We start from the raw sequence: 21,853 nt of genomic DNA on the forward strand, positions 1-21,853 counted from the left end.
TGTGCGCCGGCCGGGCCGCGTGTTGCCCGTCGCAGCGCCATGCCACTGGCAGGAAGCAAGCATGAATATTTCTAAATTCTTTATCGACCGGCCCATTTTTGCGGGCGTGCTATCGGTGATCGTGCTGTTGGCGGGCTTGCTCGCGATGTTCCAACTGCCGATCTCGGAATATCCGGAGGTCGTGCCGCCTTCGGTCGTGGTGCGCGCGCAATATCCGGGCGCCAATCCTGCCGTGATCGCCAATACGGTGGCCTCGCCCTTGGAGGAATCGATCAACGGCGTCGAGGACATGCTGTATATGCAGTCGCAGGCCAATAGTGATGGCAATCTGGCGGTGACGGTCTACTTCAAGCTTGGCGTCGATCCGGACAAGGCGCAACAGCTGGTGCAAAACCGCGTGTCGCAGGCGCTGCCGCGCTTGCCGCCCGATGTGCAGCGGCTGGGCGTAACAACAACGAAAAGCTCGCCCACCCTGACGCTGGTCGTGCATCTGGTCTCGCCCGACAACCGCTACGACAGCACCTATCTGCGCAACTATGCGGTGTTGAACATCAAGGATCGCTTGGCGCGTATCAGCGGCGTCGGTGAGGTACAGATCTGGGGCTCGGGCAGCTATTCGATGCGCGTGTGGCTCGATCCGCAGAAGGTGGCACAGCGCGGGTTAACCGCCGCCGAAGTGGTCAATGCGATCCGCGAGCAGAACGTGCAGGTCGCCGCCGGCGTGATCGGGCAATCGCCGACGCTGGGCGATGTGCCCATGCAGTTCTCGGTCAATGCGCAAGGCCGGCTGGAAGACGAGACAGAGTTCGGACAGATCATCCTGAAGTCCTCACCCGATGGCGCGATCACGCGGCTGTCGGATGTGGCGCGCATCGAGCTGGGCGCGCAGGAATACGGTCTGCGGTCGCTGCTGGATAATCAACCTGCCATCGGCATGGGCATCATGCAATCGCCCGGCGCGAACGCGCTGGATGTCTCGGAGCAGGTGCGGGAAACGATGAAGGAGTTGTCGGCCGATTTCCCGCCGTCTGTCGCTTACCGTATCGAATATGACCCCACGCAGTTCGTGCGTTCGAGCATCAAGGCCGTGATCTCGACGCTGCTGGAAGCCATCGCATTGGTGGTGCTGGTGGTGATCGTCTTCCTGCAGACGTGGCGCGCATCCATCATTCCATTGCTGGCCGTGCCGGTGTCTATCATCGGGACGTTCTCGCTGTTGCTGGTATTCGGCTATTCGATCAACGCGCTGTCCTTGTTCGGCATGGTGCTGGCCATCGGCATCGTGGTGGATGACGCCATCGTGGTGGTGGAAAACGTCGAGCGCAATATCGCGGCGGGGCTGAGTCCGCGCGACGCTACCTATCGCGCCATGCGCGAAGTCAGCGGGCCGATTATCGCTATCGCCTTGACGCTGTGCGCCGTGTTCGTGCCGCTGGCCTTCATGACCGGTTTGTCGGGGCAGTTCTATAAACAGTTCGCCATGACAATCGCGATTTCGACGGTGATCTCGGCGTTTAACTCACTGACCTTGTCGCCGGCGTTATCGGCCATTCTGCTCAAAGGCCATCACGAGAAACCCGACTGGCTCACGCGTGTGCTGAACCGGTTGTTCGGGCGGTTCTTTAATGCGTTCAACCGGTTTTTCTCGCGGTCTTCCGATGCGTATGCCACGGGTGTGACCGGCGTGATCCGTCGCAAGGCCGGGGCCATGGGCGTGTATCTGGTGCTACTGGCCGCCACGGCTGGGATCGCGCATATCGTACCGGGCGGCTTCGTGCCAGCGCAGGATAAGCAGTATCTGATAGGCTTTGCGCAGTTGCCCAATGGCGCGTCGCTGGACCGTACCGAAGACGTCATCCGCCGCATGTCAGATATCGCCCTGAAACAACCGGGCGTAGCCAGCACGATCGCATTTCCGGGGCTGTCCATCAATGGCTTCACCAACAGTTCCAGCGCCGGCATTGTGTTCGTCACGCTCAAGCCGTTCGATGAACGCCGCAGCGCGGAACTCTCAGGCGATGCCATCACGCAGCAGCTGAACGAAAAATTCGCGGCCATCAAGGATTCGTATATCGCCGTGTTTCCCCCGCCACCTGTCATGGGCCTGGGCACCATGGGAGGATTCAAGCTGCAGATCGAAGACCGGGGCGCCATGGGTTATGCCGAGCTGGACAAGGCCACTCAAGCGTTCTTGGAAAAGGCACGACAGGCGCCTGAGCTGGGTCCGACGTTTACCAACTATCAGATCAACGTTCCTCAATTGGATGTGGACCTCGATCGCGTCAAGGCCAAACAATTGGGTGTGCCTGTGACCGATGTGTTTGATACGTTGCAGATCTATTTGGGCTCGATGTATGTGAACGACTTCAATCGATTCGGTCGAGTATTCCAGGTGCGCGCACAAGCCGATGCGCCCTATCGCGCGCACCCCGAAGACATCCTGCAATTGAAGACACGTAGCGAAAACGGTCAGATGGTGCCGCTGTCGGCGCTGGTCGATGTGCGACAGACCTTTGGGCCGGAGATGGTCGTGCGCTACAACGGCTATACCGCCGCCGATATCAATGGCGGGCCCGCGCCGGGGTATTCGTCCGATCAAGCACAGGATGCGGCAGAACGTATCGCGGCCGAGACGCTGCCGCGTGGCTTCAAGTTCGAATGGACGGATCTGACTTATCAGCAGATCCTCGCGGGCAATGCGGGCGTCTGGGTGTTTCCCATCAGCGTGTTGTTGGTGTTCCTGGTGCTGGCCGCGCTGTATGAAAGCCTGACGTTGCCGCTGGCGGTGATTCTCATCGTGCCGATGAGTGTGCTGGCGGCATTGACCGGGGTGTGGTTGACGCATGGCGATAACAACATCTTCACGCAAATCGGCTTGATGGTGTTGGTCGGATTGTCGGTCAAGAACGCCATCCTGATCGTGGAGTTCGCGCGCGAGCTGGAGATGCAAGGCAGCACGCCACTGCAAGCCGCGATCGAAGCGAGCCGGCTGCGTCTGCGCCCCATTCTGATGACGTCGATCGCCTTCATCATGGGTGTGGTGCCACTGGTGCTATCGACCGGTGCGGGCTCGGAAATGCGACAAGCCATCGGCATCGCGGTGTTCTCGGGCATGCTCGGCGTGACCTTGTTTGGCCTGTTCCTGACTCCTGTGTTCTACGTGCTGTTGCGTTCGATGAGTGCCCGCAAACTGCACTCTGCCTCGCATCACGACGCGCCCATGACCGCCACGACCACGGCCGAGTCCGCATCCCATTAAGTAGAGCTGATCATGCAAACCTCATTACGACGAAACGCCAAGGTCTCCAGTCTGCTCGTCCTGCTAATGATTCTGGCGGGATGCGCGGTCGGTCCTACCTACCATCGCCCGGACGTCACGACGCCTGCCCATTACAAGGAGGCCCCGCAACAACAAGAACTCGCGCCGCATGAGGCGGGCGCGTGGCAAACCGCCAATCCTGCGGAAGCGGCATTGCGCGGCGAATGGTGGAAACTCTTTAACGACGAAACGCTTAACGCGTTGGAGCAAGAGGCCCATCAAGCGAACTACAGCCTGCAGGCCGCAGCGGCGCGCTTGAAGCAGGCACGTGCCCTATTAGGAGATGCACGCTCGGCGCTTTTCCCCACCGTGGAGGTGGGCGCCGGGCCGACACGCCAACGTCAATCACCGGCTTCCCAAGGTCTGGACGACGGCGCGTCCACGACACCTGTCACGTTGTGGCGCGCGCAGGCCAGCGTCAGCTACGAGGCGGACCTCTTCGGCCGCGTGTCTTCGACGGTGGACGCGGCAAGGGCCGACGCCGAGCACAGCGAGGCGTTGTATCGATCCGTGCTGCTGGCCTTGCAGGCCGATGTGGCGCAGGCCTATTTCCAAGTGCGCGAGTTGGATGCGGGTTTGCAGCTGTATCGTCAGACCGTCGGGCTGCGCGAACAAACCCTGCAGCTCATTCAGCGACGCTACGATGCGGGCGACATCAGCGAACTGGATCTGGCGCGAGCGCAATCGGAGCTCGATTCGGCGCGAGCGGAGACGCTCGCCTTCGAGCGGCGACGCACCACGGCTGAACATGCGTTGGCGATCCTGTTGGGAAAGGCGCCATCGGAATTCAGCCTGCCGGAACAGCCGCTCACCCGCATCGCGGTGAATATCCCGGCCGGACTGCCCTCCAGCCTGCTTGAGCGCCGGCCGGACATCGCTGCGGCTGAACGCGCCATGGCGGCCGCCAACGCCCGTATCGGCGCGGCTCAGGCGGCCTTCTTTCCCCGGCTGTCGCTAACGGGTGCGGCGGGATTCGAATCGTCCGAGCTGGGCAATCTGTTCGAATGGTCAACGCGGACGTTCTTGCTCGGTCCACTGGTGGGCGCCGCGCTGTCGCTGCCCATTTTCGATGGCGGCCGCCGGCAGGCGGGGCTGGATCGTGCGCGGGCCGTGTATGAAGAGGATGTCGCCAATTACCGGCAAACGGTGCTCACCGCGTTTCGAGAAGTTGAGGACAATCTCGCAAACTTGCGGCTGTTAAGCCAGCAAATGTCGGCCCAAGACGCGGCGTTGAACGCGTCGGCGCGCGCGGCGCGGATATCGCACGTGCAATATAACGAGGGCTCTATCAGCTATCTCGATGTCATCGAGGCGGACCGTACCGTGTTGGCGCAACAGCGCGTGGCTGTGCAGCTCGATGGCGAACGCGCGCGATCCGCGGTCAGTCTGATTCGCGCATTGGGCGGAGGATGGGATATGCCGGTGCCGCTCGCGGCGAAGTGATGCTCGGCGGCGGGGCATCAGCCCATCGCAGTGAAGGCCATGTCACGTGGCACAATCAGCGCTTGGACATTTCTGCCTCTCCGCATCATGCTTATCCTTCTTGACCAGGATGGCGTGCTCGCCGATTTCGAGCACGCCTTTTTAGCCATCTGGAAAGAGCGCCATCCGGACATTCCGCCCGTGGAATTCGCGGACCGGAAATCTTTCCATATCCTGGAGGACTATCCGGCCGAATTGCGTCCGCTGGCAACCGCCATCTACACCGAACCGGGCTTTATCCGCAATCTACCGCCCGTTCCCGGCGCGCTGGACGCGGTGCGAGAACTGTTGGCGATGGGCATGGACATTCGCATCTGCACGTCGCCCCTGACGCAATTCGAGAATTGCGTGCTGGAAAAATACCTGTGGGTAGAGAAACACCTGGGGCGCGAGGCGACCCAGCGCATCGTCATGACGCGCGACAAAACCCTGGTCCATGGCGATCTGCTCATTGACGATAAGCCCGAAATCGTAGGCGCCGTGCGGCCGCGGTGGAAACATATCGTCTACGACGCCCCCTACAACCGACAGATCACCGATCGGCCCCGGCTGACCTGGGATAAATGGCGCAACGTGCTGGCTGGCGAGCTTTACGCTGCCGACGCGTAGGGTGCGGCTGAGGTAGTGCCAGGCGCATGAGGCCCCTGTTATCCGCGCCGGGATAGTCAGCGCCGCGCGAGATGAGTAGAGTATCGAAGTCCTCACTCCTACTCATCTCGCGGAGCGCATGTGAATCTCAAACTCAACGGTAAGGTCACGGTAGTCACGGGCGGCAGTAAAGGTATCGGTCTGGCGGTGGCAAACGCCTTTGCCGCCGAAGGCGCTTTCGTCGCCATCATTGCGCGCGACCCGCAAGGACTCGAGCAGGCGCGCGCGCAATTACAGGCCAGCGGCCATAACGTCGCCACGTATGCGGCAAATCTGTCGGATGCCGAGGCGGCCTCTCGCGTCATTGCACAGATTGAGCAGGATATCGGGCCCATCGACATTCTGATCAATAGCGCCGGCGCCGCGCGCCGCCACGTCCCCGAAACGCTGGATGCCGCCAAATGGCGCGCGGCCATGGACGCGAAATTCTTCCCGTACGTGCACGTCCAGGACGCCGTGCTGACCAGCATGCGCGCTCGCGCCGAATCTCGCCCCAAAGGCGCGACGAATGGAATCGTGATCAACATCATCGGCACGGGCGGAAAAATCCCTAACCCCACCCACTTGGCCGGCGGCTCGGCCAATGCCGCGCTGATGCTGTCGACGGTGGGTTTGGCCGCCCACTATGCCCGTTACGGCATCCGCATCAATGCCATCAGCCCCGGCGCGACGGCCACGCAACGGGTGGAACAGGGACTGAGCGTGGAAGCCGAACGTCAGGGCATTTCGCTCGAAGAAGCCTACGCGCAAGGTCAGGCCCGGATTCCCCTGGGCCGCTTTGGCAAACCCGAAGAAGTCGCCGACGTTGCCCTCTTCCTGGCCAGCCCCCGGTCATCGTACGTGGTGGGAGCCGTGATCCCGGTCGATGGCGGTACCGCAGCGGTGATCTGAACGTGTCGATGCCGTCGACATGTTGGTTAGGATATGTCGATGAAATTGGATTTCATCGACATATTATGGGAACGTGTCGATGGCGTGTACATATCCCAACTGACATGTACACAAAATACGGAAAAATCGACACGTTTCTATGATGTGAGTAAGATGGGGAGGATTATCGACATATCGAGCGTTCGCCCGTGTTCAACCCGACGATCCCCTATAACGACTTACCGCGCCTCCCACCGCAACCCGAGATTGAGACGCGGGCAGTACTTAAAGCCTGCATTAAAGCTCAAGCATCCTTAGCCACATTGCGCGGCATGGCAGGTCGCATCCCCAACCAGGGCATGCTGATCAACCTGATCCCGATGCTAGAAGCACAAGCCAGCTCAGAAATAGAGAATATCGTCACGACTACTGACCGGCTTTTCCAGCATGCTAGCGCTGGGCCAGACGGTATGGCAGACCCTGCTACCAAGGAAGCGCTACGTTATCGCACGGCGTTATACCAAGGCTGCCAGTCGCTCAAAACAAGGCCACTGACCACCGCGACTGCCGTGGACATCTGCCGCACCATTAAAGGTGTCGAGATGGACATCCGCAAGGTGCCAGGCACGGCCCTGATGAATGACGCCACTCAGCAGGTCGTCTATACCCCACCTGCTGGTGAGGCAGTCATCCGTGACCTGCTGTCAAACTGGGAGCACTTTATCCACATGGAGCGCGACACCGACCCGTTGGTACGTATGGCAGTGATGCATTACCAGTTTGAAGCGATTCACCCCTTCAGTGATGGCAATGGCCGCACGGGACGCGTCCTGAATCTGCTATTCCTAATATCTGAAAACCTGCTCGATCTCCCGATCCTCTATTTGAGCCGCTACATCATCCAGCACAAACGTGAGTACTACCAGTTGCTCATGGAGGTCACAACACACCAAGCCTGGGAAAAATGGATCCTCTACATGCTAGAGGCCGTACACAACACCGCGGAATGGACGACGACGAAAATCGAGGCTATCTGCGGGCTAATGGAAAGAACTCGCGAACAGCTCAGGGCTCAGGCACCTAAGACTTACAGCCACGAGTTGGTCGACCTGATTTTCACGCAGCCGTATTGCCGGATCGCGAACGTCGTCGATAAGGGAATCGCGCAGCGACAGACTGCTTCGAAAATGTTGAAGGAGCTGGCAAATTTAAATGTGGTGCGGGAAGTCGTCCTAGGCCGCGACAAAGTCTTTATCAATCTTGCACTGATGGAGCTTCTCGCGAAAGACAACCGCGCCTGAGGCCAACCGGCTGGCTGGAAGTGTGCGGGCGCGTCGCCCGCACACTGCAATCAGGCGATTAACGCTTCAATTGCGACACATCGCGCACGGCGCCACGGTCGGCCGAGGTGGCCAGGGCGGCGTAGGCTTGCAGCGCTTGCGAGACGACGCGCTGACGGTTTTCCGGCTTCCACGCCTTGTCGCCACGGGCTTCCATGGCGGCGCGGCGCTTGGCCAGTTCCTCGTCGGAGACGGCGAGGTGGATCGTGCGGTTGGGGATGTCGATCTCGATGGTGTCGCCGTCTTCGACCAGACCCACGTTACCGCCCTCGGCGGCCTCGGGAGAGGCGTGGCCGATGACCAGCCCCGACGAGCCGCCCGAAAAGCGGCCATCCGTGAACAGTGCGCAGGTTTTGCCCAGGCCCTTGGATTTCAGATAGGAGGTGGGATACAGCATTTCCTGCATACCCGGGCCGCCCTTGGGACCTTCGTAGCGGATGACGACCACGTCGCCAGCCACGATCTTGTCGCCCAGGATGCCTTCCACGGCGTCGTCCTGGCTTTCGAACACGCGGGCGCGGCCGGTGAATGTCCACTGCGACTCATCGACGCCAGCGGTCTTCACGATGCAGCCCTTCGGTGCGAGGTTGCCGTACAGCACGGCCAGACCGCCGTCCTTCGAATAGGCGTGTGCCTTGTCGCGGATGCAGCCCGATTGGCGATCCAGGTCCAGCGTCAGGTAGGTGGCGTCCTGGCTGAATGCCACGGTGGTCGGAATACCGCCGGGTGCCGCGCGGTAGAACTTTTGCGCCTCTTCGCCGGCGCCGCCGTTGATGTCCCATTTCTGGATGGCATTGCCCAGCGTGCCGCTGTGCACGTTGCCGCAAGACAGATCGAGCAGATCGGCGCGAGCCAGCTCGCCCAGAATGCCCAGGATGCCGCCTGCGCGGTGCACGTCTTCGATGTGATATTTGTCAGTCGCCGGCGCGGCCTTGCACAGGCAGGGCACGTTGCGCGAAATACGGTCGATGTCGGCCATGGTGAAGTCCACCCCGGCTTCTTGTGCGGCGGCCAGCAGGTGCAACACCGTGTTGGTCGAGCCGCCCATGGCCACGTCCAGCGTCATGGCGTTCTGGAACGCGCTCTTGGTGGCGATGCTGCGCGGCAGTACCGAGGCGTCGTCCTGCTCGTAGTAACGGCGGCACAGGTCAACGACGAGGCGGCCGGCTTGCTCGAACAGGCCTTTGCGCCAGGCGTGCGTGGCTACGATGGTGCCGTTGCCGGGCAGCGCCAGGCCGATGGCTTCGGTCAGGCAGTTCATCGAGTTGGCGGTGAACATGCCCGAACACGATCCGCAGGTCGGACAGGCGCTGCGCTCGTACTGTTCGGCCTCGGCATCGGTGATGTTGGGATCAGCGGCCTTGATCATGGCATCGATTAGGTCGATCTTGGCGATGACTTTGCCATCGGTGGGCGACTTGATCTTGCCGGCCTCCATGGGGCCGCCGGACACGAACACGACGGGGATGTTCAGGCGCATCGCAGCCATCAGCATTCCCGGAGTGATCTTGTCGCAGTTCGAGATGCACACCATCGCGTCGGCGCAGTGGGCGTTGACCATGTACTCGACGGAGTCGGCGATCAGTTCGCGCGAGGGCAGCGAATACAGCATGCCGCCGTGACCCATGGCGATACCGTCATCCACGGCGATGGTGTTGAACTCCTTGGCCACGCCGCCAGCGGCTTCGATTTCACGGGCAACCAGCGCGCCCAGATCGCGCAGGTGTACGTGACCCGGTACAAACTGCGTGAACGAGTTCACCACCGCAATAATGGGCTTGCCAAAGTCGCCATCCTGCATACCGGTGGCGCGCCACAGGGCGCGCGCACCGGCCATGTTACGGCCATGAGTGGAGGTACGGGAACGGTATTGCGGCATGGTAAATCTCGGTCAGAGGAAGTTCGCAAAGTCTTCAATAATACGCTGGAACGCACCCGGGCTGCAGCAGTGACAGCAGCCGGGCGCTTTATTTCTGCCTCGCCCTGTCGCACACTATGAACACCCGCGCATTTCACACGGAATGCGGCGTTTGTTTTCCCGGAATTTCCATGTCCGACATCCTCTCATCTCCCCTTCCCGACGGATCCTCAATCAGGCCTGACGCGCATGCCCTCATCATCCGCGACAGCACGCCCGAGGACCTGCCCGCCATTCACGCGATTTACGACTATCACGTCCGTCATGGCACGGCGTCGTTCGAGCTGGAGCCGCCCAGCGTGGATGAAATGCGTGCGCGGCGCGAGGCCGTCGTGGCGCGGCAGTTGCCTTATCTGGTCGCCGAGAGCGATGGCGACATCCTGGGCTATGCCTATGCCACCCCTTACCGGCCGCGGCCGGCCTATCGCTATACGGTCGAGGACTCTGTGTACGTCAAGCACGGCATCGCGGGCCGGGGCATCGGCAAACGGCTATTGGCGGAACTGATCGAGCGATGCACGGCGGGCGGCTGGCGCCAGATGCTGGCCGTGGTGGGTGACAGTCGCAACGCCGCCTCGATCAGCCTGCACGCGCGCTTGGGATTCCATGCCGTGGGGACCTTACGGTCCGTCGGATTTAAGTTCGACGAATGGCGCGATACTGTGTTGATGCAGCGAGCGCTGGGTGATGGCGACCGGCGCGAACCGGATGCTGGCCCCGGCGAGTCTCTAGAGAACTAAGACACCCGCGCTATTCGGTGGCGACCGAGGTATCGGAGCCACGCGACATCATGCGAGCACACCTTAGGCGCGCTGCGCCGACCACTTCTCCCAACCGGCCTTGCGCAATGCACAGGCCGGGCAAGTCCCACAACCATACCCCCACGTATGACGCGCACCGCGTTCGCCCAGATAGCAGGTGTGGCTGTGTTCCGTGATGATATCGACGAGCTCCTCTCCGCCAAGCTGATTCGCCAATTCCCAAGTCTCGGCCTTGTCGATCCACATCAATGGCGTTTCGATCGTCACGCGCGAACCGAGCCCCAGGCCTAACGCGACTTGTTGTGCCTTGATCGTATCGTCACGGCAGTCGGGATAACCGGAAAAATCGGTTTCGCACATGCCGCCCACCAGCACATCCAGCTGGCGTCGATAGCCCAGCGCCGCGGCCAGCGTCAAAAACAGGAGATTGCGCCCCGGCACAAACGTGTTCGGCAAACCGTTGGCCTGCATCTCGATGGCCCGGTCACTGGTCATCGCCGTATCGCCGACCTGCGCCAACACGCGCAGATCCAGTACATGATCCTCGCCCAATCGCCCCGCCCATGCCGGAAAACGCGCGCGCAACTCGCGCAGTACCGTCAGACGCGCATCCAGCTCAATGCGATGTCGCTGACCATAGTCGAATGCCAACGTCTCGACATGAGCGTAACGATCCAAAGCCCAGGCCAGGCAGGTCGTGGAATCCTGGCCGCCGGAAAACAGGACAAGCGCGCGTCGTTGATGATTCTGCATAAACACTTCTGAGCTCATTGCCGGGCCACATGCCCGGTTAGAACTTTACCGCAGCTCCAGAAAGCAAAGGAGTGGGACGACACCTCCTGCAAATATCCCATTTTCACTTCAGGGTTATTCCCCTGCCCTGCTGCGTACAATGGTTCGCATCATTTGCCTCATTGCTTTTCGATCGACCACCACTATTCGCCCCCTTTCGCCTGACGGATCCAACGCTTATGAACGCCATCCGCCCGCAGTCCGATACTGCCGAACCCTTGCGACACGATATCCGACTGCTAGGCCGTTTACTGGGCGAGGTCATTCAGGCCTGCGAAGGCGAGCGGGTGTTCGATACGGTCGAGACCTTGCGCCGCACCGCGGTGCGCTTTCGCCGCGAGGGCAATAAAGCCGATAGCAAGTTGCTAGAGCAACGTGTCAAACGGCTGCGCGGCAATGACCCCAACTCAGTCGCGCGCGCGTTCAGCTACTTTCTGCATCTGTCCAATATCGCCGAAGACCGCGATCAGAACCGCGCGCAACGGGCGTATGCGCTTTCCAACGATACGCCAGCGCGCGGTAGCCTGAAGGAAGCGGTCGAACTGCTGGCCGCACAAGGCGTCGGCACCGACGAAATCCGGCAGCTACTGACTGAGGCCTGCGTCATGCCCGTGCTCACCGCCCACCCGACCGAGGTGCAGCGCAAGAGCACGCTGGACGTGCATCGCGAGATCGCCTCGGTGCTGCTGCAACGCGAGGGCCCGCTGACCCCACAGGAAGTCGCCGAGCTGGACCTGACCTTGCTCGGCCGCATCGCGACGCTGTGGCAAACGCGCATGCTGCGTTACACGCGCCTGACCGTGGCCGACGAGATCGAAAACGCGCTGTCGTACTACCGCAGCACGTTTCTGCATGTCATCCCCCGGCTGTATGCCGATCTCGCACGTTTGCTCACCCCCGCGCCTGTCAAGCCGTTCGACGCGCCCGCCGCGCCTCTGGCGTCATTTCTGCGCATGGGCAGCTGGATCGGTGGCGATCGCGATGGCAATCCGAATGTGGATGCCGATACGCTGGAACTGGCGCTGCTGCGTCAGGCCACCGTGCTGTTCGAGTATTACTTGCAGGAGATCCACGCACTGGGCGCGGAGCTCTCGATCACCACCTTGATCATCAAGGTCGACGACAAACTACGCGCCCTCGCGGACGCGGGTGGCGATGATTCTGCACACCGCCGGGACGAGCCGTACCGGCGTGCGCTGGTGGGCGTCTACGCTCGGCTCGCCGCCACCGCGCAACGGCTCACTGGCCGGGATCTGGCGCGGCGCGTCACCCATCCCGCGGCGCCCTACGTCACGCCCGCCGAGTTCGCCGAGGATCTCGCAACGATTGCGTCCTCGCTATCGGCGCATCATGGCGCACCCATTGCGCGCCTTCGATTGAGCGGACTGCAACAGGCGGTGGAGGTGTTCGGCTTTCATCTGGCCACAGTGGATTTGCGCCAGAGTTCGGATGTGCACGAACGCGTCCTTACCGAGCTATTCCATCGCGCGGGCGCGCAGATCGACGGCAACCCTGTCGATTACAGCAAACTCGATGAGGACGCGCGCGTTGCGCTGCTGCGATCCGAGCTCTCGCAAGCTCGCCCGTTGGCTTCTCCGTGGATCACTTATAGCGAAGAAACCACGCGCGAGCTGGCGATTCTGCGCACGGCGGCAGCCATGCGGGCGCGCTATGGCAAAGCCGCCGTGCAGCAGACCATTGTGTCGCACACCGAAACGCTAAGTGATCTGCTGGAGGTCTTGGTTCTACAACTGGAGACCGGGCTCATCGCCGTGCCGGACCAGCCGATCGAACCGCAAGACGGCTTGATGGTCGTGCCCTTGTTCGAGACCATTCCTGATCTGGAGCGCGGCCCCGAAATCATGGCCGCGTGGCTGGATTTACCGGAAGTGCGCGCACGCGTGCTGCATGCGCAAAACAGCACGCAGGAAGTGATGCTGGGCTATTCGGACAGCAACAAGGATGGCGGCTTTTTAACCTCTAACTGGTCGCTCTATCAGGCCGAGCGTGCATTGGTCGATGTATTCAGCGCACGCGGCGTGCGGCTGCGCCTGTTTCACGGCCGCGGCGGCTCGGTCGGGCGCGGCGGCGGTTCCAGCTTCGACGCGATCCTCGCGCAACCGCCCGGCACGGTCGCCGGACAGTTGCGCCTGACCGAACAGGGCGAGGTGATTCAAAGCAAATACAAGGACGCCGAAGTCGGCCGCTGGCATCTCGATCTACTGGTCGCCGCGACGCTGGAGTCGTCCCTGGCGCCGCGCGCCGCGGCCGCGAGCGCCGAAGACGCCCATATGGCGGAATACGGACCGGCGATGTCTTTCATGTCCGAGATGGCACAGCAGAGCTATCGCGGCTTGGTCTACGAAACCCCCGGATTCGCGGAATACTTCTTCGCCACCACGCCCATCACCGAGATTGCCGGGTTGAACATTGGCTCTCGTCCAGCATCGCGCAAGCAAGGCCAACGCATCGACGACCTGCGAGCGATCCCGTGGGGATTCTCCTGGGCGCAATGCCGCTTGATGCTGACGGGCTGGTACGGCGTGGGATCAGCAGTCGAGGCCTATTTGGAAAGCGGTGCCTCTGGCGCGCCGCGCTCGCGCCGGGCGCGTCTGGCGCAGTTGCGCGAGATGGCGCGCGATTGGCCCGCGTTTCGCACGCTGCTATCCAATATGGAAATGGTGCTGGCGAAATCCGATCTCGCCATCGCCGCTCGATATGCGCAGTTGCTGACGAACCGGTCATTGCGCGAATGCATCTTCGATCAGATCAGCGCCGAACACGCTCGCACGGTGGCGATACTGCGCCTGTTAACCCAGCGTGAACTGTTGGCGGACAACCCGGTGTTGCAAGCCTCGCTACGCGAGCGTTTTGCGTATATCGATCCGCTGAATTACCTGCAGATCGATCTGATCCGTCGTTATCGCGCGGCACAGCAAGATGACAGCGCCGAGCCTGACAAACGCATGCGCGCCGCCATTCATTTAACGATCAACGGCATCGCGGCCGGATTGCGCAACTCGGGTTGATTCAAGGCTGTATGGCAATATCGAGCGCGCGCTCGAGCGAGACGCGAATCATCTCGCCATGACCATACTGCGGGAAGGTTTCATACGTCACGTTCGCGCCCCCCTGGCGCAGGCTTTCTGCCATATCGCCGATGATGGCGCGGGGATTTTCAATGGGCGCTTGCCCCGGCTTGGCGCGCGGCAGATTCGGCATGGGCCGATTCGGGTCGCGCGGCTTGGTGCCCACAAAGACAGCCACCGCTTTGCCCGCGGCTTGTTTGGCGTCGAACGCTTGCCACTCGCGCACCAGGACGCCATCGTTCCACCAGGCAGAGGGATCACCCGCCACATAGCGCGCGAACGCCGCGGGCCGCGTGAACAAAGTGTGCAGCGTGAACAGGCCCCCATAGGAATGGCCCCACAGCATTTCCTTGCGCGAATTCACGGCGGTGCGCGATTTCACCAACGGCTGGATAACGGACTGTATGTAGTCCAAAAAGATATCCGCCCCGCCGCCCGCGCGGCCACGGTCGTCTTCCTGATGGACGCGCTGGCCGTTCTCGTAGGTGGGCGGCGTGTAGTCGAACGCGCGCGACACCACATCATTGCGGGTCGGCACGTCATAACCGATGGCAACCAGCACGGGCGGATGTCCGCTATTGGCGAGCTTGGCCAGATCGTCATCTTGCAACGTCGCCATCGCTGCATTGCCATCAAGCATATAAAGCACTGGATATCCGCCCGCAGGCGCCGGGGCGCGGGGAATGGAAATATCAATGCGGTAATGTCGCTTGCCATCGGCCGAATCAAGCATATGGCGCTCGAATTGATACCAGGAAGACGGCCGGTCCATGACGGTTTCTCCCACCAGTTGCATGCCCGGCGCGGGCTCGGCCACCGGCGTCTGGGCATAGACGCTTGCGGCCCCCAGGACACTGCACAGCGACAGGATGGAGAGTCTGATCATGGACGCAATCCTTAAATTGATTCGAAGGCGGCTGGCATCGGGCCATGCCGCAACCTCTCGCGGCATGGCCGCGATTTTTCACGCAAACCTGGAGGTGTAAATGAGAATAGATACGGATTCTAACCCCAGGGAAAGGTCAACTGGGCGAGATCGTCTTGGGCCGCCGCCAGGTGTCCAGCCTGCGGGCGGTGGCGGTAAAGATATTTGTCGGGCTGCTTGGTTTGTTAGTACTATTTCGCCAAGAATTCTCTATCCGCACAAATGTTCGTATAGAGAACATACATCGCAGCAGGCATAGCCCGACGTCGTCGCCGTGCCACGTCGCCTCCGGAGAATTACGACATGGATCACCCCATTCAGACCCTCGCCGTGATTGGCGCAGGCGCCATGGGCAGCGGAATCGCCGCCCTCTACGCCGCGAGAGGCATCGACGTCGTGCTAATCGACCCCGTCCCGGGCGCGCTGTCACGGGCCGCCGAAGTGATCGACCGCCAGTTGGGAGTCTATGCGCCCGATGGCGTGGCCGAGGCGCGCCGTCGGATCCGCATGGACGATGGCCTGGAAGCCGCCTGCGCGGGCGATCTCGTGATCGAGTCCATTCCGGAAAAACTCGAACTCAAACGCGACGTGTTCGCGCGGCTGGATACCTTGTGCCCCGCCGAGTCGATCTTTGCCACGAACACGTCGGGCCTGTCCATTAACGCGATTGCCGACGCTGTCACGCGGCGCGATCGTTTCGTGGGCACGCACTTCTTTACCCCCGCAGACGTCATCCCGTTGGTGGAAGTCGTGCGCAATGACGACACCTCGGTCGACACCGTCGAGCGCGTCATGGCATCGCTGCGGTACGTGGGCAAGCGGCCCGTCCTCGTCAATCGCGACATCCCAGGCTTTATCGCCAACCGCATTCAACATGCGCTGGCACGCGAAGCGATTTCTCTGTTGGAACAAGGCATCGCCAGCGCCGAAGACATCGACGAAGTGGTCAAGTGGAGCCTGGGCATCCGCCTGGCGATAACCGGCCCGCTGGAACAGCGCGATATGAATGGCATCGATGTTCACCATGCCATCGCAACCTATTTGTACCCGGACCTGGAAAACCGCACGACGCCCTCGCCACTATTGGCCCAGAAAGTCGCCGACGGCCATCTAGGCGCCAAGACCGGCCAAGGCTTCTACTCCTGGCCTGCCGAGACGCGCGAGCAAATTCTGCGCGACAAGAGCGCGACCCTGACAGAGCTAGTCGCCTTGCTGCAAAAGCGCCGTGCCGACTGACCGACGCCCTGCCTGTTGATGAAGAAAAGATCTGGCCCACACGAATGCCGTCAGGCCCGTGTCCGAGTCATGGAACGATCGACACCTATGAGAGGAGCACCATGAAACCCCAAGCATATCTGGTCACCGGCGGCAGCGCGGGCATTGGCGCGGCCATCGTCAGCGCGCTGTTAAAGGCCGGCCACCGCGTCATCAACATCGACTACCGCCTTCCCGAGGTTTCGCCCGAGGGGCTCATTTCCATTCAGGCCGACCTGACCGACACCGCGCAGACGCAGGCCGCCGTGGCTCAAGCCCGCCGCGACCACGCCATCATCGGGCTGGTGAACAATGCTGGCGCTACTCGGCCGGGCACGGTCGACACCGCGACGCTGGAAGATCTGGACTATGTGTTCGCGCTGCATCTGCGCACGGCGATGATCCTGGCGCAGGCGGTGGTGCCCGATATGCGAGAGGCGGGATTCGGGCGCATCGTCAACATGTCCTCGCGCGCCGCGCTGGGCAAGCCCGATCGCGTGGCGTATTCGGCCACCAAGGCCGGCCTGGTCGGCATGACCCGCACGCTGGCGATGGAACTGGGTGCGGACGGCATCACGGTCAACGCAATCGGCCCCGGCCCGATCGCCACCGACCTGTTTCGCAACAGCAATCCCGATGGCTCGCCGCAGACGCAGCGCATCATCAACAGCATCGTCGTCAAACGCCTGGGAACTCCCGAGGATGTGGCGCGCGCGGCGATGTTCTTCCTATCGCCGGACAATGGCTTTGTCACGGGCCAGATGCTGTACGTCTGTGGCGGCACTACCTTGGGCGTAGCGCCAATCTGACATGCAGGCTATGCCCCGGACCGCGACGCAAGGCAGCGCCTTAACGCTGCCGCAAAGCCTGGTTGATCTGCTCGGCCGCATGACGCAGCGGCGGCAGGAACGCCTCGACCATCTCGTCGCTGGGGTACCGGCTCGCGTGTCCGCTGACATTCATCGCGCCGATCACCCGGCCGCTGCGATCGACGATCGGCACCGCGACGGATTGCAGGCCCAGCTCCAACTCTTGGACCACGCACGCATAGCCATCGGCGCGTACTTGCGCGAGCCGCTGCTTCAGCTTCTCGATGTTTGTGATGCTATGCGGCGTATGCGCGCGGATGTCGCTGGCCGCGAGCAGTCGGTCCCGCTCGGTGTCTGGCAAACCCGCCAGCAACACGCGCCCCATGGATGTCGCCCAAGCCGGCAGGCGGCTGCCGACTGCCAGATTGATGCTCATGACTTTGTGACGCGACAGTCGCAGGATGTAGACGATGTCCGTCCCATCCAAGACAGAAACGGAACACGATTCGCGGGTTGCCTCGGCGACCTCTTCCATGTACGGCTGAGCGAGATCCCACAACGGCATGGCCGACAGGTAGGAATAACCCAGCTCCAGGATACGCGGCGTGAGCGAAAACTGTCGCCCGTCGATCGCCACATAGCCCAGCTGCGCCAAGGTGAGCAGAATCCGCCGTGCCCCGGCACGCGTCAATCCCGTCTGCGTGGCCACCTCCGACAAGGTCATGTGGGGCCGCTGCGGGCCAAACGCCCGTATCACCGACAGGCCGCGCGCGAACGATTGCACGTAGGTGTCGCCGGGTTGCTTTGTGTCTTCCATTTCCGTCACGCCTTCAGTGCCCATGGCGGCCAACGCTATGAGCCGCAACTGCCCCTGCCGCCATAAAGCAGGCCACAGCTCTATTCGAACAATGTTCTTTGAACGAACGAAAGTTCTTATCAAGAACAAATTATGACATGCCCCTTTAACTGCGGATATTTCCCATGATTTCTAAGCTCGTTGATTCCGCGGCGGCCGCCCTGGCCGACGTCCCGGACGGTGCGACCGTCATGATTGGCGGCTTTGGTACGGCCGGCCAACCCATCGAACTCATAGACGCCCTGCTCGCACAAGGCGCGCGAGACCTCACCATCGTCAATAACAATGCCGGCAACGGCACCACGGGTCTGGCCGCGCTATTAGGCGCGGGACGCGTGCGCAAGATCATCTGCTCGTTCCCGCGTCAGTCCGATTCGCAGATCTTCGATGAGTTGTATCGCAGTGGCAAGATTGAGCTCGAACTCGTGCCGCAAGGCAACCTCGCCGAACGCATCCGCGCCGCCGGCGCGGGCATCGGGGCTTTCTTTACCCCGACTGCCTATGGCACGCCCTTGGCCGAAGGCAAGGAAACCCGTGAAATCAACGGCCGTCATTACGTGCTGGAATACCCGCTGCACGCCGACTACGCGCTTATCAAGGCCGATCGCGGCGACCGCTGGGGCAATCTGGTCTACCGCAAAACCGCGCGCAACTTCGGCCCCATCATGGCCAGCGCCGCCCGTGTGGCGGTTGCCCAAGTCCGCGAGACCGTCGAACTCGGCGAGCTGGACCCGGAAAACATCGTGACCCCCGGCATCTTCGTACAGCGCGTTGTCCAGATCCCGGCCAAGGAGCAAGCATGAGCACCAAACTGACCCGCGACCAGATTGCCGCCCGCGTCGCCCAAGACATTCCCGAAGGCGCTTACGTGAACCTGGGCATCGGCCTGCCGACCCTGGTCGCCAATCACCTGCCTCAAGATCGCGAAGTCCTGCTGCATACCGAGAACGGGATGCTGGGCATGGGCCCCGCACCGGCCAAGGGCGAAGAGGACTACGACCTCATCAACGCTGGCAAACAACCGGTCACCGAACTGCCCGGTTGCGCTTTTTTCCATCACGCCGATTCGTTCGCGATGATGCGCGGCGGCCATCTGGATATCTGCGTGCTGGGCGCCTTTCAGGTATCGCAACACGGCGATCTGGCCAACTGGCACACCGGCGCCCCCGATGCGATTCCCGCGGTGGGCGGCGCGATGGATCTGGCCATCGGCGCGAAAGACGTGTTCGTAATGATGGAGCTGCTGACCCGTGAGGGACAGAGCAAGCTGGTCGCCGAATGCACCTATCCGCTGACAGGCGTTCGCTGCGTGTCGCGCGTGTACACCGACGTAGCGGTGTTCGACCTGCGCGAGGGCGAGGTCACGGTCATCGATATGTTTGGCGATATGACGCGTGAAACCTTGCTGCAACTGACCGGTCTGCCGTTGAAGTTCGCGTGATGGCTGGCTAGTAAGCCGACGCGCGCGTCCAGGCGCGCCGGCTTGCCCCCGGCATTTTTCTTGCTGAAGCGTCCCAGACTGTTTATGGTTCATCTACCGTTTAACGGTGAACGAAACCCGTGCGCGGCGATGTCATCCCTCGGTCCGAGGGAATGGCTCGACAACCGAAACCCGCTGCGCCCTTCAGACAAAAATCTGGGAGACCCCATGCCGTACATCATCGAGACCTTCGACAAACCTGGCCACCAAGCCGTGCGTCAGCAACATCGTCCTGAGCATCTGGCATTCCTGGCGGAGAACGCTGCGCTGCTGCTGGCTTGCGGCGCCAAGCTGCAAGATGACGGCCAGGATGGCGGCGGCGGGCTATACATCGTGGATCTGGATACTCGCGAAGAAGCCGAAGCTTTTATCCAGGGCGATCCCTTTCATAAAGTCGGGCTGTTCGAACGCGTCACCATCACGCGGTGGCGCAAGGCCTATCTCGACGGCAAATTGATGCTGTGAGGGCCTGGAGGGCCCGAAAACTCGCTGGAGGTCACCATGCTAAACCGCTATCGCCGACTCATCGCACTGCTATGTTTCGCCTCTACGGGCGCGTTCGCCCAAAGTCTGCCTCACGGCGTCTCGATTGACGGGATGAACGCCCTGAAACAAGGTGACGGACTCTGGCAGATCAGTGCGCAGGTGACCAACCATCGCGAAACCGCGGTGCCCGCGTTACAGGTCGTCTACGCCCTGTATGACGCACAAGGGCAGGAAATCGGGCGCGTGGAAAGCCGCCGCGATACTGCCCTGGCGCCCGGGGAAACATGGCAGGCCCAAGCGTCTACGCCCCAGCCATTCACCCGCTTCAGCGCCAAGGAAATCAAGGAAGTTTCGGGCCAGCCTTGAATTCCTGACCGTGCCTGTAAGGCTGTTGTGGGAAAATGTTCTCGTGCGTGCGCCATAACAACAAGGTTTTCCTATGTTCCCCAAAAGACTTTCTGACGGCTACCAAGCATTCCTCGACGGCCGCTTCCACAACGAACGCAAACGCTACGAGCAGTTGGGCGAGCTGGGTCAGCATCCCGAGATCCTGCTGATCGGCTGCTGTGATTCGCGCGTCTCGCCTGAAGTCATTTTCGATGCAGGCCCCGGCGAGATGTTCATCATCCGCAACGTGGCGAATCTGGTGCCGCCGTATGAAGGCGATGCCGAGGCCACCTCCTACCACGGCACCAGTGCGGCGATCGAGTTCGCCGTCAATGCGTTGAACGTCAAGCACATCGTCGTGTTGGGCCACGCGTCGTGCGGCGGCGTGCGGGCGGTGTTCGATGGCGCCGAGCCGCTGACGAAAATGGACTTCATCGGCAAGTGGATGTCGCAGATCACGCCGGTGGCCGAATCGCTGCCCCGCACGGGTGATCGCGCCAAAGACGTGCAACAGCTCGAATGGGCGGTGGTCGAACACAGCCTGCGCAATCTGATGACGTTCCCCTCCATCCGTCGACGTGTCGAGCGCGGCGAACTGGAGCTGCACGGCACCTATTTCGGCGTGGCCACCGGCCTGCTGTTCTTGCGCGACCCGCAAACAGGCAAGTTTGCTCCTTGCCAGACTGATCCGGACGCAGCCAACGCCTCCGCGTGAGGACTTGCCCCGTCGCGCTGACGGGGTAACGACCGCGGCCTTGCGCACCCAGGCTGCGGCGTACAAAGCCTTCCTGTACGGCAGACCTACCTCCGGACTACGCCGTGGGTCGGTAAATCGTCTGCAGCACCGAGCGGATATTTTCCGGAATTTCCGTCGCGCTGCCCGTCGCCTTATCGACGTACACATGCACGAATCTGCCCAATGCGGCCGCGGATTCGTCGGCGTTTTTAAACACCCCTACCTCGTACTCCACACTGCTTCTGCCGATGCGGGTGATCTTGATCCCGACCTGCACCGTGTCGGGAAACCGGATCGAGGAAAAATAGGTGCAGCGGTTATCCACGACCAGTCCCACCACCTCGCTGCGCTCAATGTCGAGCGCGCCCAGCTCGATCAGGAACTGATTGATCGCCGTGTCAAAAAACTCGAAATAGACAACGTTATTGACATGGCCATAGACATCATTGTCCTTCCAACGTGTCGAGATGGCGGCGAAATGAGGATAAGCACTACGTAAGGTCGGCTGCAGTTTGTCGGTCATAGCGGGGGAATCGATCTCGCTCGCGTGTTGAATCGGGTGTCTCCGGCTCGATTATCGCTTCTATTCATATAACGAATTTGACTTAGACAGCCCATAAAAGCAACTGTTACGGTTATGTGTCTAGTCCTGGCGCGCTACCAAACCGGCGGCGTGCTTTAGCGTTCGCGACGGCTATCGC

The 21,853-nt window shown here is 61.5% G+C and carries 19 protein-coding genes; 14 read left to right on the forward strand and 5 right to left on the reverse strand.

Going from position 1 to position 21,853, the window contains the following annotated elements:
* The first annotated feature begins 61 nt into the window (after positions 1–61).
* The 5 genes from GOQ25_RS10690 to fic all read left to right on the forward strand — a co-directional run bounded on the left by GOQ25_RS10690 (position 62) and on the right by fic (position 7,620).
* Positions 62–3,259 carry an efflux RND transporter permease subunit gene (locus GOQ25_RS10690; protein WP_160350453.1) on the forward strand — a complete coding sequence of 1,066 codons (3,198 nt, stop codon included), beginning with the start codon at positions 62–64 and terminating at the stop codon, positions 3,257–3,259.
* Positions 3,260–3,271: 12 nt separating this feature from the next.
* Positions 3,272–4,762 carry an efflux transporter outer membrane subunit gene (locus GOQ25_RS10695; RefSeq protein ID WP_160350454.1) on the forward strand — a complete coding sequence of 497 codons (1,491 nt, stop codon included), beginning with the start codon at positions 3,272–3,274 and terminating at the stop codon, positions 4,760–4,762.
* 87 nt (positions 4,763–4,849) lie between these two features.
* Positions 4,850–5,410, forward strand: a complete 561-nt coding sequence (locus GOQ25_RS10700; RefSeq protein WP_160350455.1) for a 5'-3'-deoxyribonucleotidase — start codon at positions 4,850–4,852, stop codon at positions 5,408–5,410.
* Positions 5,411–5,530: 120 nt separating this feature from the next.
* Positions 5,531–6,340: an SDR family oxidoreductase gene (locus GOQ25_RS10705; RefSeq protein WP_160350456.1), complete on the forward strand. Its 810-nt coding sequence runs from the start codon at positions 5,531–5,533 to the stop codon at positions 6,338–6,340.
* Between the two features lie 188 nt (positions 6,341–6,528).
* Positions 6,529–7,620, forward strand: a complete 1,092-nt coding sequence (fic, locus tag GOQ25_RS10710) for a protein adenylyltransferase Fic (RefSeq protein WP_370519937.1) — start codon at positions 6,529–6,531, stop codon at positions 7,618–7,620.
* Positions 7,621–7,678: 58 nt separating this feature from the next.
* Here fic and ilvD read toward each other — a convergent pair whose 3' ends face one another.
* Positions 7,679–9,538: a dihydroxy-acid dehydratase gene (gene ilvD, locus GOQ25_RS10715; RefSeq protein WP_160350457.1), complete on the reverse strand. Its 1,860-nt coding sequence runs from the start codon at positions 9,536–9,538 to the stop codon at positions 7,679–7,681.
* Positions 9,539–9,708: 170 nt separating this feature from the next.
* Between ilvD and GOQ25_RS10720 the strand changes: the two genes are divergently transcribed.
* On the forward strand, positions 9,709–10,317 hold the full coding sequence (locus GOQ25_RS10720) for a GNAT family N-acetyltransferase (protein WP_160350458.1): 609 nt from the start codon (positions 9,709–9,711) through the stop codon (positions 10,315–10,317).
* A 63-nt stretch (positions 10,318–10,380) separates the two neighbouring features.
* Here the strand turns inward: GOQ25_RS10720 and queC are convergent, their stop codons facing one another.
* The gene (gene queC / locus GOQ25_RS10725; RefSeq protein WP_160350459.1) at positions 10,381–11,091 is read right to left on the reverse strand and encodes a 7-cyano-7-deazaguanine synthase QueC; all 711 of its coding nucleotides are present in this window, start codon (positions 11,089–11,091) and stop codon (positions 10,381–10,383) included.
* A gap of 218 nt (positions 11,092–11,309) precedes the next feature.
* On the opposite strand from queC, the gene ppc reads away from it, so the two are divergent.
* Positions 11,310–14,159, forward strand: coding sequence for a phosphoenolpyruvate carboxylase (gene ppc, locus GOQ25_RS10730; protein ID WP_160350460.1), 2,850 nt, complete (start codon positions 11,310–11,312; stop codon positions 14,157–14,159).
* A gap of 1 nt (position 14,160) precedes the next feature.
* Here the strand turns inward: ppc and GOQ25_RS10735 are convergent, their stop codons facing one another.
* The gene (locus tag GOQ25_RS10735; RefSeq protein WP_160350461.1) at positions 14,161–15,105 is read right to left on the reverse strand and encodes an alpha/beta hydrolase; all 945 of its coding nucleotides are present in this window, start codon (positions 15,103–15,105) and stop codon (positions 14,161–14,163) included.
* A 342-nt stretch (positions 15,106–15,447) separates the two neighbouring features.
* Between GOQ25_RS10735 and GOQ25_RS10740 the strand changes: the two genes are divergently transcribed.
* Both GOQ25_RS10740 and GOQ25_RS10745 read left to right on the forward strand, forming a co-directional pair.
* Positions 15,448–16,380: a 3-hydroxyacyl-CoA dehydrogenase family protein gene (locus GOQ25_RS10740; RefSeq protein ID WP_160350462.1), complete on the forward strand. Its 933-nt coding sequence runs from the start codon at positions 15,448–15,450 to the stop codon at positions 16,378–16,380.
* Between the two features lie 101 nt (positions 16,381–16,481).
* Entirely contained in the window at positions 16,482–17,207 is a 726-nt protein-coding gene (locus GOQ25_RS10745) for an SDR family NAD(P)-dependent oxidoreductase (RefSeq protein WP_160350463.1), read from the forward strand.
* A 40-nt stretch (positions 17,208–17,247) separates the two neighbouring features.
* Here GOQ25_RS10745 and GOQ25_RS10750 read toward each other — a convergent pair whose 3' ends face one another.
* A complete protein-coding gene (locus GOQ25_RS10750; RefSeq protein ID WP_236844550.1) occupies positions 17,248–18,024 on the reverse strand; it encodes an IclR family transcriptional regulator in 777 nt (258 codons plus the stop codon).
* A gap of 164 nt (positions 18,025–18,188) precedes the next feature.
* Here GOQ25_RS10750 and GOQ25_RS10755 point away from each other — a divergent pair, with 164 nt between their 5' ends.
* From GOQ25_RS10755 to GOQ25_RS10775, 5 genes are all read left to right on the forward strand, one after another.
* The gene (locus tag GOQ25_RS10755; protein ID WP_160350465.1) at positions 18,189–18,866 is read left to right on the forward strand and encodes a 3-oxoacid CoA-transferase subunit A; all 678 of its coding nucleotides are present in this window, start codon (positions 18,189–18,191) and stop codon (positions 18,864–18,866) included.
* Positions 18,863–19,504 carry a 3-oxoacid CoA-transferase subunit B gene (locus GOQ25_RS10760; RefSeq protein ID WP_160350466.1) on the forward strand — a complete coding sequence of 214 codons (642 nt, stop codon included), beginning with the start codon at positions 18,863–18,865 and terminating at the stop codon, positions 19,502–19,504. The genes GOQ25_RS10755 and GOQ25_RS10760 overlap by 4 nt, the downstream gene beginning before the upstream one ends.
* A 207-nt stretch (positions 19,505–19,711) precedes the next feature.
* Positions 19,712–20,008 (forward strand): YciI family protein, encoded by a 297-nt coding sequence (locus GOQ25_RS10765; protein WP_160350467.1) that lies wholly within the window; start codon positions 19,712–19,714, stop codon positions 20,006–20,008.
* Between the two features lie 36 nt (positions 20,009–20,044).
* Positions 20,045–20,395 carry an FxLYD domain-containing protein gene (locus GOQ25_RS10770; protein WP_160350468.1) on the forward strand — a complete coding sequence of 117 codons (351 nt, stop codon included), beginning with the start codon at positions 20,045–20,047 and terminating at the stop codon, positions 20,393–20,395.
* Between the two features lie 73 nt (positions 20,396–20,468).
* Complete coding sequence (locus GOQ25_RS10775; protein ID WP_160350469.1) at positions 20,469–21,131, forward strand: carbonic anhydrase; 663 nt, start codon at positions 20,469–20,471, stop codon at positions 21,129–21,131.
* Between the two features lie 97 nt (positions 21,132–21,228).
* Here GOQ25_RS10775 and GOQ25_RS10780 read toward each other — a convergent pair whose 3' ends face one another.
* Positions 21,229–21,675, reverse strand: a complete 447-nt coding sequence (locus GOQ25_RS10780) for a thioesterase family protein (protein ID WP_160350470.1) — start codon at positions 21,673–21,675, stop codon at positions 21,229–21,231.
* Positions 21,676–21,853 lie beyond the last annotated feature (178 nt).

This window comes from Bordetella sp. 15P40C-2, from assembly GCF_009763235.1.
GTDB lineage: Bacteria > Pseudomonadota > Gammaproteobacteria > Burkholderiales > Burkholderiaceae_B > Bordetella_A.

What these genes read in the sequence shown, in the direction of transcription:
- GOQ25_RS10690 (WP_160350453.1), top strand. Translation starts at nt 62, where the DNA reads ATGAATATTTCTAAATTCTTTATCGACCGGCCCATTTTTGCGGGCGTG.
- GOQ25_RS10695 (WP_160350454.1), top strand. Translation starts at nt 3,272, where the DNA reads ATGCAAACCTCATTACGACGAAACGCCAAGGTCTCCAGTCTGCTCGTC.
- GOQ25_RS10700 (WP_160350455.1), top strand. Translation starts at nt 4,850, where the DNA reads ATGCTTATCCTTCTTGACCAGGATGGCGTGCTCGCCGATTTCGAGCAC.
- ilvD (WP_160350457.1), bottom strand. Translation starts at nt 9,538, where the DNA reads ATGCCGCAATACCGTTCCCGTACCTCCACTCATGGCCGTAACATGGCC.
- GOQ25_RS10720 (WP_160350458.1), top strand. Translation starts at nt 9,709, where the DNA reads ATGTCCGACATCCTCTCATCTCCCCTTCCCGACGGATCCTCAATCAGG.
- queC (WP_160350459.1), bottom strand. Translation starts at nt 11,091, where the DNA reads ATGCAGAATCATCAACGACGCGCGCTTGTCCTGTTTTCCGGCGGCCAG.
- ppc (WP_160350460.1), top strand. Translation starts at nt 11,310, where the DNA reads ATGAACGCCATCCGCCCGCAGTCCGATACTGCCGAACCCTTGCGACAC.
- GOQ25_RS10735 (WP_160350461.1), bottom strand. Translation starts at nt 15,105, where the DNA reads ATGATCAGACTCTCCATCCTGTCGCTGTGCAGTGTCCTGGGGGCCGCA.
- GOQ25_RS10740 (WP_160350462.1), top strand. Translation starts at nt 15,448, where the DNA reads ATGGATCACCCCATTCAGACCCTCGCCGTGATTGGCGCAGGCGCCATG.
- GOQ25_RS10745 (WP_160350463.1), top strand. Translation starts at nt 16,482, where the DNA reads ATGAAACCCCAAGCATATCTGGTCACCGGCGGCAGCGCGGGCATTGGC.
- GOQ25_RS10750 (WP_236844550.1), bottom strand. Translation starts at nt 18,024, where the DNA reads ATGGAAGACACAAAGCAACCCGGCGACACCTACGTGCAATCGTTCGCG.
- GOQ25_RS10755 (WP_160350465.1), top strand. Translation starts at nt 18,189, where the DNA reads ATGATTTCTAAGCTCGTTGATTCCGCGGCGGCCGCCCTGGCCGACGTC.
- GOQ25_RS10760 (WP_160350466.1), top strand. Translation starts at nt 18,863, where the DNA reads ATGAGCACCAAACTGACCCGCGACCAGATTGCCGCCCGCGTCGCCCAA.
- GOQ25_RS10765 (WP_160350467.1), top strand. Translation starts at nt 19,712, where the DNA reads ATGCCGTACATCATCGAGACCTTCGACAAACCTGGCCACCAAGCCGTG.
- GOQ25_RS10770 (WP_160350468.1), top strand. Translation starts at nt 20,045, where the DNA reads ATGCTAAACCGCTATCGCCGACTCATCGCACTGCTATGTTTCGCCTCT.
- GOQ25_RS10775 (WP_160350469.1), top strand. Translation starts at nt 20,469, where the DNA reads ATGTTCCCCAAAAGACTTTCTGACGGCTACCAAGCATTCCTCGACGGC.
- GOQ25_RS10780 (WP_160350470.1), bottom strand. Translation starts at nt 21,675, where the DNA reads ATGACCGACAAACTGCAGCCGACCTTACGTAGTGCTTATCCTCATTTC.